The organism is Sphingopyxis sp. SCN 67-31, assembly GCF_001725095.1.
In genome coordinates this window covers 1-11,170 of record NZ_MEFH01000027.1, presented here as the reverse complement: position 1 = coordinate 11,170, position 11,170 = coordinate 1, and the positions used below count along the sequence as shown (strand labels likewise).

Annotated in this window: 17 protein-coding genes; 11 read left to right on the top strand and 6 right to left on the bottom strand. The window is 66.7% G+C overall.

Features of this window, described 5'->3' with window-relative positions:
• The first annotated feature begins 87 nt into the window (after nt 1–87).
• Nucleotides 88–645 carry a type 1 glutamine amidotransferase domain-containing protein gene (locus tag ABS88_RS04640; protein WP_286749244.1) on the top strand — a complete coding sequence of 186 codons (558 nt, stop codon included), beginning with the start codon at nt 88–90 and terminating at the stop codon, nt 643–645.
• A 62-nt stretch (nt 646–707) separates the two neighbouring features.
• Here the strand turns inward: ABS88_RS04640 and ABS88_RS04635 are convergent, their stop codons facing one another.
• Both ABS88_RS04635 and ABS88_RS04630 read right to left on the bottom strand, forming a co-directional pair.
• Nucleotides 708–1,037 (bottom strand): YciI family protein, encoded by a 330-nt coding sequence (locus ABS88_RS04635; protein ID WP_286749243.1) that lies wholly within the window; start codon nt 1,035–1,037, stop codon nt 708–710.
• Between the two features lie 31 nt (nt 1,038–1,068).
• Nucleotides 1,069–1,902, bottom strand: coding sequence for a GNAT family N-acetyltransferase (locus ABS88_RS04630; RefSeq protein ID WP_286749241.1), 834 nt, complete (start codon nt 1,900–1,902; stop codon nt 1,069–1,071).
• 137 nt (nt 1,903–2,039) lie between these two features.
• On the opposite strand from ABS88_RS04630, the gene ABS88_RS04625 reads away from it, so the two are divergent.
• The 5 genes from ABS88_RS04625 (at nt 2,040) to ABS88_RS04605 (ending at nt 3,959) form a co-directional block, all read left to right on the top strand.
• Complete coding sequence (locus ABS88_RS04625) at nt 2,040–2,408, top strand: PRC-barrel domain-containing protein (RefSeq protein WP_286749239.1); 369 nt, start codon at nt 2,040–2,042, stop codon at nt 2,406–2,408.
• Nucleotides 2,409–2,496: 88 nt separating this feature from the next.
• A complete protein-coding gene (locus ABS88_RS04620; RefSeq protein WP_286749237.1) occupies nt 2,497–2,814 on the top strand; it encodes a hypothetical protein in 318 nt (105 codons plus the stop codon).
• A 9-nt stretch (nt 2,815–2,823) separates the two neighbouring features.
• On the top strand, nt 2,824–3,078 hold the full coding sequence (locus tag ABS88_RS04615) for a hypothetical protein (protein ID WP_286749235.1): 255 nt from the start codon (nt 2,824–2,826) through the stop codon (nt 3,076–3,078).
• A gap of 332 nt (nt 3,079–3,410) precedes the next feature.
• Complete coding sequence (locus ABS88_RS04610; protein WP_286749233.1) at nt 3,411–3,641, top strand: hypothetical protein; 231 nt, start codon at nt 3,411–3,413, stop codon at nt 3,639–3,641.
• Nucleotides 3,642–3,689: 48 nt separating this feature from the next.
• Complete coding sequence (locus tag ABS88_RS04605) at nt 3,690–3,959, top strand: hypothetical protein (protein ID WP_353745045.1); 270 nt, start codon at nt 3,690–3,692, stop codon at nt 3,957–3,959.
• Here ABS88_RS04605 and ABS88_RS04600 read toward each other — a convergent pair.
• Both ABS88_RS04600 and ABS88_RS04595 read right to left on the bottom strand, forming a co-directional pair.
• Nucleotides 3,956–4,561, bottom strand: a complete 606-nt coding sequence (locus ABS88_RS04600) for an alpha-ketoglutarate-dependent dioxygenase AlkB (RefSeq protein ID WP_286749231.1) — start codon at nt 4,559–4,561, stop codon at nt 3,956–3,958. The two genes, ABS88_RS04605 and ABS88_RS04600, sit on opposite strands and share 4 nt — an antisense overlap.
• The gene (locus ABS88_RS04595; protein WP_286749228.1) at nt 4,558–5,070 is read right to left on the bottom strand and encodes an SOS response-associated peptidase family protein; all 513 of its coding nucleotides are present in this window, start codon (nt 5,068–5,070) and stop codon (nt 4,558–4,560) included. Before ABS88_RS04595 ends, ABS88_RS04600 begins: the two co-directional genes overlap by 4 nt.
• A gap of 55 nt (nt 5,071–5,125) precedes the next feature.
• On the opposite strand from ABS88_RS04595, the gene ABS88_RS04590 reads away from it, so the two are divergent.
• The gene (locus tag ABS88_RS04590; RefSeq protein ID WP_286749226.1) at nt 5,126–5,743 is read left to right on the top strand and encodes an SOS response-associated peptidase family protein; all 618 of its coding nucleotides are present in this window, start codon (nt 5,126–5,128) and stop codon (nt 5,741–5,743) included.
• Complete coding sequence (locus ABS88_RS04585) at nt 5,740–6,192, top strand: DUF1810 domain-containing protein (RefSeq protein WP_286749225.1); 453 nt, start codon at nt 5,740–5,742, stop codon at nt 6,190–6,192. Before ABS88_RS04590 ends, ABS88_RS04585 begins: the two co-directional genes overlap by 4 nt.
• Here ABS88_RS04585 and ABS88_RS04580 read toward each other — a convergent pair.
• Together ABS88_RS04580 and ABS88_RS04575 are read right to left on the bottom strand one after the other, a co-directional pair.
• On the bottom strand, nt 6,189–6,680 hold the full coding sequence (locus tag ABS88_RS04580; protein WP_353745048.1) for a cytochrome b: 492 nt from the start codon (nt 6,678–6,680) through the stop codon (nt 6,189–6,191). The genes ABS88_RS04585 and ABS88_RS04580 overlap by 4 nt on opposite strands.
• Before the next feature lie 120 nt (nt 6,681–6,800).
• Nucleotides 6,801–7,433: a retropepsin-like aspartic protease family protein gene (locus tag ABS88_RS04575; RefSeq protein ID WP_286749222.1), complete on the bottom strand. Its 633-nt coding sequence runs from the start codon at nt 7,431–7,433 to the stop codon at nt 6,801–6,803.
• A 128-nt stretch (nt 7,434–7,561) separates the two neighbouring features.
• Between ABS88_RS04575 and ABS88_RS04570 the strand changes: the two genes are divergently transcribed.
• From ABS88_RS04570 to ABS88_RS04560, 3 genes are all read left to right on the top strand, one after another.
• Nucleotides 7,562–8,338 carry an ImuA family protein gene (locus tag ABS88_RS04570; RefSeq protein ID WP_286749221.1) on the top strand — a complete coding sequence of 259 codons (777 nt, stop codon included), beginning with the start codon at nt 7,562–7,564 and terminating at the stop codon, nt 8,336–8,338.
• Nucleotides 8,256–10,064, top strand: coding sequence for a DUF6504 family protein (locus tag ABS88_RS04565; RefSeq protein ID WP_353745044.1), 1,809 nt, complete (start codon nt 8,256–8,258; stop codon nt 10,062–10,064). Before ABS88_RS04570 ends, ABS88_RS04565 begins: the two co-directional genes overlap by 83 nt.
• An 8-nt stretch (nt 10,065–10,072) precedes the next feature.
• The coding region (locus ABS88_RS04560) for a PHP domain-containing protein (RefSeq protein WP_353745047.1) at nt 10,073–11,170 on the top strand (1,098 nt) is incomplete at its 3' end.

Sequence of the window (11,170 nt, the reverse complement as noted above, 5' to 3'; positions counted from 1 at the left end):
TTTGCGGCGCGGCGGTCTCTCGGAACGGGGGACGGGGCAACATCGGGGCCGTTCGGGCATTGTTGGGATAGCAAAGGAGCATCCAGCATGGCCGACACCCCCTTATCCGACCGCCGCATTCTCATCATGGCAACCGATGGCTTCGAGCAATCCGAGCTCGAAGTGCCGCTGAAGCGCCTCACGGCCGCGGGGGCCGAGGTCGATGTCGCCTCGATCGGCACCGAGGACATCACCGGATGGGACGAGGACGACTGGGGCGTTGATGTCGCGGTCGATCTGAAGATATCGGAGGCGCTCGTCGACAATTATGACGCGCTCGTTCTGCCCGGCGGTCAGATCAATCCGGACCTGCTGCGCGTCGATCCGGACGCAATCGCGCTCATCAAGGGTTTTGCGGCTGCGGGCAAACCCGTCGCGGCCATCTGCCATGCGCCATGGCTGCTCGTTGAGGCCGGGCTGGCCAGCGGTCGAAACATGACAAGTTACAAGTCGATCCGCACCGATGTCGCGAACGCCGGCGCAAAGGTGGTGGACGAAGCGGTCGTGGTCGACGGCAACATTGTCACGAGCCGCTGTCCCGACGATCTTCCGGCCTTTTGCGACGCGATCATCGACGCGGTAGCCGAGGTCGGTGCGCCCGCATAGTCTCGGGGTTGCGCATTGAGTGACGGCGCCGGTTGCGATGCCGTCGGTGGCTCCGAACGTTCTCAGCCTTGCTCGAGCGGCCACACTTCGATCACGCCATGGGCAACGGCGCACGGCGATTTCGAGACTAGCTCGATCGCTTCGTCGAGATCAGCGGCGTCGATCAATGCAAAGCCCGCGAGGGGGAGGTTGGAAGACAGAAACGGCCCCTCCTTCGTATCCGTGCCGCGGGCATCATGGTTGCGGATCTGTACGGGGCGCCCTGCTATGCCCATGATAGCGCCGCGCGCCTTGAGCGCTTCGTCATGGGCGTGCGCCGCATCGCGCACGTCGGATGGCGTGCGATTATAGCCCGCCTCGTCGCCGTAACCGATAGTGATGAATTTGGGCATCGTATTGCCTTTCTTCTCTCTGCGCCGGTGATCAAGCCTTGCGTCCTTTCGGGAGGGCGCGGGCGAAACGGTAGCTCGTCTCTTCGAACTCGAGGCGCCGGAAGAAGCCGTGCGCGCTGCGGATCTCGATGTCGCTCATCACCTCGATGGTCTCGCAGCCTGCTTTGGCGAGCAGCATGGCGGCTTCCTCGACGAGGCTGCGGCCTATGCCCTCGCGCCGGTGGCGCTCGGCGACGAAGAGGGTCGTGATCCGGCCGGACAGCGGGCGATGCAATGCGGGCACCGGGACGTAGGCCAGGCAACCGAGGACTGCCTTTTGCTCCCCGACAAGCACGCCGCCGCCCGCCTTGCGGCAGGCGGCGATCCGGGCGGCAGCTTCGCCGCGCGCCTTTCCGCGAAGGCCCAGCAGTGCGGCAATGGACGGGGCGTCCTTCTCGACTGCCGGCCGGATTCCGAGCGGCGGCGGCTCGGGCGCGCGCTTTGCTACCCGCTCCGTTCGTGACCATGTTGGCTTCGGCTTGCTTTCCGGCGGTGTCGGCGCCGGGCGAGCGCTGCGGCGGGGCAGCGCCGCCGCCGCTTCCGGAGCGGGTGTCGCGGCGCGCGGTTTCGCCTTGATCGGTGCGGCGGGAGCGGTTGCCGATTGCTTCCATGTGTCGAGTTCGCCGCGCCGGAGAAAGGCTTCCACGTCCTCGGCGCTTGCGGTCAGTCCGTCGGTTCCGATGCCGATCACGGGCTTGCCCTTGGGGTCGGTGAGACCGAATCTCCCATAGTCGCCCGTTCCCGGCGTGCGCTTGCGCGAGGCGACCAGTCGAAAGCCGCGGTGGACGGCGGCCTCGCGCAGCGCAGTGACGGTCGGATCGGGCATGAGGAGAAGACTCCAGCCCGCGCCTTTTCGTTCCGGCTGCCGCGCGGATATGCGGTTCGTCGCAAAATGGGAGGCCGAGGGATAGATCGGGCGCGCGGTGCGTAACCTTGGTGAGGGGACGTGAAAGGAACACTCCCGTGCAAACCGATATTGCCACCGACGAAACCCAGCATCTCATCGCCTCGAACAAGGTCGAGGGCACCGCCGTCTATAGCCGCGAGGGCGAGAAGCTCGGGTCGATATACAACTTCATGGTCGATAAGCAGTCCGGAAAGGTCGAATATGCCGTGCTCCAGTTCGGCGGCTTTCTCGGCCTCGGCAGCGACTATTATCCGCTCCCTTGGGATGTCCTGACCTATGACGTGGCCCAGGGCGGCTATGCGGTCGGCCTCGACAAGGCGGTTCTCGAAAAGGCCCCGCGCTACGCGACGAGCGAAGAGCCGGCGTTCGACCGCGACTATGGCCGACAGGTCTATGGCTATTACGGGATCAACTATCCCTTCTGAACATGAGGTGCGCGGCGGTGGGCGTGATGCGTCCGCCGCCTTGCCCCGGCGCTGCGTCCTGCGGCCGATACGGAGATAGGAGACGATAATGAGCGATATCCACACCCGCGACGACGGCACCCAGACCGGACCCGGCGAGCAGATTCGTCCGAAAGGCGATCAGGAAAGTGGCGATCGAACGGTCCGTGATGTCCCTACCGAGAAAACGAAGAACCCCAATATCTCCACCGAGAACCAGCCCGAGGGCGCGGCGCGTCGGCCGAGCGACACGCTCGACCGCGAACCGAAGCGCGATCCCGAAAGCGGCGGCAGCATCCCGGAGGACTATAATCCGGAAAGCGGCACGCGGGTTGGCGAGGAAGACGATACCCGCGCCGGCCGGGCGGGTGAAGGACAACCACGATAGGACAGGATGATGAGCGACGATCCCGATATCTGGAACCAGCGCGGTACGCTGACGCTTGGACATGACGAAAGCGGGGGCGCCGAGGTTCCGCCTCTTCCGGACGAGATCGCCGAGCCGCGCCCGCTTCGCGACATCCTTGGCCGGTTCGTCGAGGCGGCGCCTGCGGAGCGCGAGCATTTCACGCTTGTCCTTGAGAACGGCCAAGCCTTTTCAGCGGACGATATCTTCGAGCTGGTTGCCCGGCCGGATTCTCCGTTCCGATGATCTGTCTTATCATAGGTTATAACCGACCGGCGCCGCGCTTGTTTGCTCGAAATTTATAACCGGGCGATTACAGCGCAGTAAGGAGAATTTCGGCAATTTATTGAGATTTCTTACTTTTTTGGTTCGCGACGTGCTACGCTGCCATCATTGGCTGCGGTTCCACCCTAGATCGGCTTCTCTTGGTTCCGGCATTACCCGCAGTCCCGTTGTTACGGTCGGCCGATCGATTGAATGTCGTGAGCCTGGTAGCGCATGCTCCCGTCACATAGGAGCACATCGTGCGTCCTTATCACCTGATTATATCGGGCGCTGGCGCGTCCGAGGCCCGGCGCGTGGATTTCACCGCCGAGAGCCCCGATCATGCGTTTCAGATCGCCCGCAACGAGGAAGATGGAGTTCATGTCGAACTCTGGGAAGGCGCGAAGCTGCTGGCCCGGATGACCAAGGGCGACGCCAATATCTGGCAGCTCCTCCCGGTCCGCCCCGACAATATCGTGGCGATCGAGGTCGCGGCGGCGCAGGTCCCGTCCTTGGCACCGGAAGCTCAGCGAAGTTCGGGTTGAACCGCAACTTGCGGGTTCGGCCGGCGTTGCCGGTAGAAGGAGACTCACTTGGCGACGGAATTCGATCGGGCGATGACTTCGCCGCTGGAGCGCGTCGCGCGCGTCCTCGCCGGCCATGCGCTGAGCCGCAACGCCGAAGGAGACATGTCCTCGGCGGGCGAGGCGGTCGATGCGCTTTGGGGCGAATATAGCGATGCCGCGCTCGCGGTCCTCAAGACTCTGCGCGAGCCGAGCGCCGCGATGCTCGCGGTGGGCGATGCGGAGGTCTGGGATCGGATGATCCACGCCGCGATCGAAGACGAGACGATCGCCGATTAGCTTTGGTGGAAGGCTGGCTTCAGACTTCGGAACGTGATCGACCAGCGCCGACCGGGCATCGGCGCGATGCTGTGCTCCCAGTCGTTCCTTACCTCGCCTTGCATATGATAGATCGACCGCGGCGCGAGATCGGCGCTGGCGCGATCGAACCCGCCGGCTCGCCGGCGCCGGAAGCGCATTGTGGCCGGGGCGCCGAGCGAGAGTCCGATCACATGCTCGAATACCGGCCGATCCCTGTGCCAGCCGATTCCGGCGCCGACGCCATAGTCTATCAGCAGGACCTGCTCGAGCGCGTCTGCGTCAAGCCTGGCAAATTCGGCGGCGCGGGTCCTGAACGGCTCGATCCATGCGGGGATGGCCTCGCCGCGCGCGAAGCGCCCGGTCTGGAAATCATAGGTCCAGCCGAACGAGCGCGTCAGCCTTTTGCCCTCCCATTGCTGAAACTGGAATGGCGTGAGCCCTGCCGCCTCGATCTGCCGGATGGCTTCGGCTTCTTCGGCCGCGCCGATGATCTCGTCGGCATAGGTGAGGCCGGGAAGCAGGGCCGGGCCGAAGAGGTCGGGCTGGGGCGCGGGCGCCCCGGCGCTGGCGGCTCGGCTCACAGGGGCAGGTCGGCCTGGGCGCGCAGCGGCTCGACGCAGAAGCTGTGCCGCGGCGGTTCCTCGAACAGCACCTCGTTCGGCAGGGTCCCGTCGAGCCAGTGCATCACGTCGCGGCGGTGGATGATGACCCCGTGGCGCGACTGATAGGGGATGATGTCAGCGCCCGCCGCTATGGTGAGGATGCGATAGGAGAGCGGCCAGTCCGCGAGCGGCGGATCCCAGATCGCGGCGAGGTAGAAGAAATTGCCGCTGTCGAGCGTCACGCGGTAGCGGTGATCGCCCGTACCCATCCGGAAATCGGAAGCCGGGATCAGGCAGCGGCGCGCCGGGAAGGCCCGGCCCTCCGTGCGGACGAAGCGATAGTTGATACCGTCGTTGAATCTCGGGTCGGAACCCCATACCGCCGTGACCAGTTCGGTCTTGGTCGGATCATCGGTCTTGCGCCGGACGAGCAGCCGCTCGCCGCGGTCTACGGCCTCCGGATCAAAAGGGGTTGGCGTCAGGGTCACGACTGGAACATAATGAGAACGAAGTTGAGTCGCAAGTGCCAGGGGACGGCCGCACATGTGCAATGATTACAGGCTCGAGGTCGACATCGCGTCGATCGCCGAGGATTTTGACGGTCTCGAGATCAATATCGACATGCCCGAAGGCGCGCCGAACGTGCCCGCGCGCGAGGATGTCCGCATCACCGACACGGCGCCGATCGTGAAGAGCAGCGACGGCGCGGCCGCCGGATCGCTCGTCAACCGGCGCTGGAGCTGGCCGGGGCAAGGCGGCAAGCCGGTCTATAATGTGCGATCGGAGCGCCGCGATCTCGGCATGCAGCGATGCCTCGTCCTCTGCGACGGCTTCTACGAGTTCACCGACCCCACCGACCCGGCGCAGAAGCGTTTGGACAAATGGCTGTTCACGATGAAGGATCATCGCTGGTTCTGCATGGCGGGCGTGTGGCGCGACAGCCATGTCGGCGAAGCCTTCAGCCTCCTGACCATGGATGCCGGTCCCGACGTCGCGCCCTACCACCATCGCCAGATCATCCCGCTCGCGCGCGATCAATGGGCGGCCTGGCTCGATCCGCGCGTCCCGGCCGACGAGATATTGAAATGGCTCCCCGAGGGGAGCCTCGAGGTATCGCAAGTCTATGGAAAGCCGCCCGCGCAAGGCGCCCTCGCCCTATGACGAAGGAAGACGGGCTCGACCGGTTCGTAGAGGCGCAGGATCAAATCTATGCGCGAGCGCTCGGCGAGATTCGCCGGGGCCATAAGAGTTCGCACTGGATGTGGTTCATTTTCCCGCAGCTTACGGGTCTGGGCCGGAGCGCGATGGCGAAGCTTTACGGTCTTGGCGGGGCCGATGAGGCGCAGGCCTATCTCGCGCACCCGCTTCTCGGCGCGCGCTATGTCGAATGCGTCGAGGCGCTTCAGGACCTGTCCGCGAGCGATCCGGTGGCCGTCTTTGGCGAGGTGGATGCCACGAAGCTGCGCTCGTCGCTGACCTTGTTCGAGGCGATGAGCGGGCGTCCGTTGTTCGCGGCCGCGCTCATGCGCTGGTTCGGCGGCGAGCGCGATGCGCGCACATTGGCCATGCTGACCGACGCCGGCAACATGATGCCGGAGCGGCTTTCCTAGCCCCGCGGATTTCGGAACAGCGGCAGCATCCGGTGCAGCACTTCGTCCTTGTCGAAGAAGTGATGCTTCAGTGCGCCAAGCACATGGAGCGCGAGCACGACATAGATGGCTTTCACCATGAGCTTGTGCAGGTCGCCTAGCTCGTCGGCGAGATTGTCGTTCAGCGGCAGGGGAAGGTTGGGCGCGGGCACGGCGCCGTAGAGCGGCACTTCGGGCGCGCCGCCGGCCGACGCCGCAGCCCAGCCGAGGAGCGGCGCGCCGATCATCAGCCCATAGAAGAGGACATGGGTGGTGCGCGCGAGCAGGCGCTCCCATGCAGGCATGCCGCCCGGAAACGCCGGCCACGGATGACCGAACCGCCACCCGAGACGGATGAGGCTGAGCGCGAGGATCGTGATGCCGACCGATTTGTGGAGCTGATAATAGCCGAGCTTTTCGCTGTCGGCGGCGTCCTCCATCCAGCCGCCGAAGGTCGCATTGGCGATGATGAGAATGGCGATCGTTCAGTGGAGGACGATCGAGACGGTCGAATAGCGGCTGTGATGTTCGCGCATGATGTCCTCGGTCAGAGCCTGTTGTTCAAATGCGCGAACGATAGGCCTGTTCCGTCAGGCACCGGCTATGTCCTTCTTGGGGGTGAGGATGAGCGTCCGTCCTTCGACGCGCCAGGCCTCAAGTGCGGACAGGAAGTTCATGCCGAGCACGTCGGTGGTTCCCATACCGGGCGAGATGACGACTTTCAGCTTCATCGCTTCGATCCCGCCGATCGTGAGATTGTCCACCGTCCCCGCATCGGCGCGAATGGTGCCGTTCGCCGTCTGCATCAGCAGCGGCACGAGCGTTGCGTCTGCCTTCACGCCGGCCGCCGCCGCCGTTGCCGGCGACAAGGCGGTCACGGTCGCGCCGCTGTCGACGAGCATGCGGCGCTCGGTTCCGTTGATCATGGCCTTCGCCCAGAAATGGCCGTCGCGTCCCATCGGAATGCGCACCTCGTCGCCGACGACCTCCTGACGGTCGAGCCCCAGGCTCGCGGTGATGCGCGACAGATTGGGGTCGAAGGGCGCCTGCTGAAGGATAAGGAAGATACCGAATGCGAGCAGTGCGAACGAGAAAAGCGCGCGGATCACGCGGCCGACATAAGGAATCTTGAACAGAGTGACGAGGATCAGCGCCGCGCCGACGGCGTAGATCGCGAGCGTCTGCCCGGAGAGGCCAGGCGCAAGGTCGGTGGGAATCGGCATATATTTCCTCGGCTTTACAGGGCGGAACGTGACGCGGCGCTGAATGATCCACAGCCGCTCGTCGCAGGCGCCTTGACGGACGTTCCGTGCGGGTGGAACATAAAGAGAACATTCGAGTCGATACCAGCATGAGCATGTTGCCCATTTCTTCGCTCCGGCCGCGTGCCGACGAGCTTGCCGCGCTTCGCGAAGCGGTCGCGCGCGTCGCCGCGTCGCGCGGTCCCGTGCTGCCGTTCGGCGTCGGCCCGCTCGATCATCTGCTCGCCGGGGGCGGTCTCGACGGCGCTGGCCTTCATGAGGTCGCGGGCGCGTCAGCGAGCTGGAGCGACGATGCCGCCGCGACGCTGTTTGCCGCCGGGATTGCCGCACGCTTCGCGGCCGCCCCCGGCGTCTCGGCGCTCTGGGCGCTGACGCGCTTCGATCTCTACGCCCCCGGACTGGAGCAGGCCGGGCTGGGCCCCGACCGGGTCCTTTATGCGCAGGGCCGGACCGACAAGGAATTGCTCGCGATGTGCGAGGATGCGCTGCGCGATGGCTCGCTTGCCTGCGTCATCGCCGAGGTAAAGGCGGCGGACCAGACGGCGACACGGCGGCTGCAGCTCGCGGCATCCGAGGGCAACACGCCCATGCTGCTCTACCGTCGCTATCGGCGCTACGGCCAATGTCCACTCGGCGATCCGTCGCTCGCGATGACCCGCTGGCGCATTGGAACGCTGCCGTCGGGGCGCCTCGCATCACCGGGCGTCGGGCGCGGGCGCTGGTCGGTCGAGCTCGTCCGCCAGCGCGGCGGGCCGCCTTTCTCCCTCGAACTGGAGGCGTGCGATGATCAGGGTCGCCTCGCTCTTCCTGCCGCAGCTCGCAGTCGAGCGATTGCGGCGGGCGGGGCGGCAAGACACGCCGCCTGAACCGGCGCGCGCGGCGCCGCGCTTCCCCCAACCTGTCGACGACAATCCGGGCGCCTGTTCGGTCCCGCGCGGCGGCGGCTGGCGCCCCGGCGCGCGCTGGGCGCAGGCCGCGTCGGATGGGGCGCGCTCCGATCGGTCGGCGTTCGACGCCTTGCCTGCGCACCAGCGGCCGACGATGCGTGAGCTGGGTCGACGGAGCGAAGCGGCGGCACCGGTCTTCCGGGCGCTCCGCGGCGATGACGGGCCGCCTCCCGGCGCAGCCGCTCCATTGCCACTGCTCTGGGGTGCTCGTCCGACGATCATTGTCGCGCGCTCCGGCCAGCGCGACGTCGTGACCGCGGCCTGCCCGGCGGCGCTCGACCTCGGGCTGGCGCCCGGCATGGCCGCGGCGCATGCGCGAGCGCTGGTATCCGACCTCGAGATATTCGACGCCGATCCCGAGGCCGACCGCGCCTGGCTCGATCGGCTCGCACTTCATGCTGCCCGCTACTGGACGCCGACAGCAGCCGTGTCCGGAAGCGACGGAATCTGGCTCGATCTATCCGGGACGACGCATCTCTTTGGCGGCGAGGAGCGCTTTGCAGCGCGGCTGCTCGGCTTTCTGAAGCGCCTCGGCTTCTCCGCGCGTGTCGCGATCGCCGGGACACCCGGCTCCGCTTACGCGCTCGCGCGCTATGGCGGGCGGGCGGCTACAGTCTTGCCGGAAGGGAGGGAAGGAGAGACGCTCGCACCTTTGCCGCTGGCGGCGCTCCGGCTCACGCCGGAAGCGCTCGCCGCCGCAGCCCGGTTCGGGATCGAGCGGATCGCCGATCTCTACCCGATGCCGCGCGGGCCGCTGGCCCGGCGCCTCGGCCGTGCTGCGGTCGAGCGGCTCGATCAGGCGCGCGGGTTCGTGCCCGAACCGATCGTGCCGGTCATTCCCTTCGAAATGCCCGAGGCGCGGCGGTCGCTGCTCGAGCCGATCGGCACGGCGGAGGCGATCGAACAGGTCATTGCCGACCTGCTCGCCGATCTCGTGCCCGCGCTGCGCGAGCGCGGGCTCGGTATACGGAGCCTGGTCCTGCGCTGCGACCGGCTCGATATGGGCGAACAGGTCATCGCGGTCGGGACGGCGCGGGCGACGCGGGACGCGAGCCATCTGCTCCGCCTGTTCAAGCTCCGCATCGACCGCATCGAACCAGGTCTCGGGATCGAGGCGGTGACGCTCGCGGCGCCGCAGGTCGAGACGCTCGGCGCCGAGGCGATCGGCGGCGCGGCGTTCGATGGCACCCCGTGCCCGCCCGACCTCGCTCCGCTCGTCGACGCGCTCGGCGGACGCGCGGGCGAGGCGGCCTTGTTCCGGTTGCGCTCGATCGAGAGCGATGTTCCCGAGCGCGCGATCGGACGCGCCGGTCCCTTGGCCAAGCCTGACGGTTGGCCGTCGTGGGCGCGTCCCATCCGTATGCTCGCGCTGCCCGAGGCGTTGCTGGGCGTCGTGGCGTTGCTGCCCGATCATCCGCCGCGCCGCTTCGCGTGGCGCGGACGGACCTATGCCGTGGTCGCGGGCGATGGACCCGAGCGCATTCACGGCGAATGGTGGCGCCGCCCGGGCGAAATGTGGGCCGTGCGTGACTATTTCCGGGTCGAGGCGGAGAGCGGCGAGCGCTTCTGGTTGTTCCGCCGCGGCGACGCGATCACCGACAATACGGGTGACCTCAGCTGGTATATGCACGGCGTCTTCGGATGACGACCCCGATCACTACCTACGTCGAACTATACGCCACCAGTCATTTCTCCTTTCTGCGGGGGGCTTCTGCGCCGGAAGAATTGTTCGGGGCGGCCGCACTCCTCGACCATTCGGCCCTAGGGCTGTGCGACCGGGGCAGCGTCGCGGGCATGGTGCGCGGCCTTTCGGGCCAGGAGGCGACCGGCGTTCGGCTGATCGCCGGAACGCGCGTCGATCTGCGCGACGGGCGTTCGATCCTTCTCTATCCGACCGATCGGGCCGCCTGGTCGCGGCTGACCCGCTTGCTGTCCTTGGGCAAGGGGCGCGGCGGCAAGGGCAATTGCTGGCTCGACTGGCCCGACATCGCCGCCAGTTCGCAAGGCATCGTCGCGATCCTCCTGCCCGATGCAGCGGACGAACGCACCCGGCTCGATCTCGCCGAGCTGCGCGGCGCCTTCGGCCCACGCGCCTTTCTGGCGCTCTCACTGCGGCGCCGTCCAGGCGACTTCGCACGGCTTCGCGCGCTCGACGCGCTGGCGCGGGAACTCGGGGTACGGAGCGTAGCGCTCGGCGACATCCTCTACCATGCGCCCGAGCGTCGGCCGCTGCAGGACGTGCTGACCGCGATCCGCGAGAAAACGACGATCGATGCGCTCGGCTTCAAGCGCGAGCGCTTCATGGACCGGGCATTGAAGAGCCCGGCCGAGATGGAAAGGCGCTTTGCGCTCTTTCCCGACGCGATCGCGGCGACCGCCGACATCGCGGCGCTATGCCGCTTCGACCTCGCCGAGATCCGATACCAATATCCCTATGAGCAGGTGATGGAGGGACGGACGGCGCAGGAGGCGCTTGCCGCGCTCACCGAGGAAGGCGCTGCGCGGATGTTTCCCGGCGGCGTTCCGCCTGCCTACCGGAAACAGATCGATCATGAGCTTCGCCTGATCGGCCAGCTCGGCTACGCGCCCTACTTCCTGACCGTCAATTCGATCGTCGCCGAGAGCCGGCGCCGCGGCATATTGTGCCAAGGGCGCGGGTCGGCCGCGAACAGCTGCGTCTGCTTCCTGCTCGGCGTGACCTCGATCGACCCGATCAAGCACGAGCTGCTCTTCGAGCGCTTCGTGTCGGGC

Excerpts from the sequence above, each read along its gene's own strand:
- ABS88_RS04640 (WP_286749244.1), top strand. The coding sequence starts at position 88 with ATGGCCGACACCCCCTTATCCGACCGCCGCATTCTCATCATGGCAACC.
- ABS88_RS04635 (WP_286749243.1), bottom strand. The coding sequence starts at position 1,037 with ATGCCCAAATTCATCACTATCGGTTACGGCGACGAGGCGGGCTATAAT.
- ABS88_RS04630 (WP_286749241.1), bottom strand. The coding sequence starts at position 1,902 with ATGCCCGATCCGACCGTCACTGCGCTGCGCGAGGCCGCCGTCCACCGC.
- ABS88_RS04620 (WP_286749237.1), top strand. The coding sequence starts at position 2,497 with ATGAGCGATATCCACACCCGCGACGACGGCACCCAGACCGGACCCGGC.
- ABS88_RS04615 (WP_286749235.1), top strand. The coding sequence starts at position 2,824 with ATGAGCGACGATCCCGATATCTGGAACCAGCGCGGTACGCTGACGCTT.
- ABS88_RS04590 (WP_286749226.1), top strand. The coding sequence starts at position 5,126 with ATGTGCAATGATTACAGGCTCGAGGTCGACATCGCGTCGATCGCCGAG.
- ABS88_RS04585 (WP_286749225.1), top strand. The coding sequence starts at position 5,740 with ATGACGAAGGAAGACGGGCTCGACCGGTTCGTAGAGGCGCAGGATCAA.
- ABS88_RS04575 (WP_286749222.1), bottom strand. The coding sequence starts at position 7,433 with ATGCCGATTCCCACCGACCTTGCGCCTGGCCTCTCCGGGCAGACGCTC.
- ABS88_RS04570 (WP_286749221.1), top strand. The coding sequence starts at position 7,562 with ATGAGCATGTTGCCCATTTCTTCGCTCCGGCCGCGTGCCGACGAGCTT.
- ABS88_RS04565 (WP_353745044.1), top strand. The coding sequence starts at position 8,256 with ATGATCAGGGTCGCCTCGCTCTTCCTGCCGCAGCTCGCAGTCGAGCGA.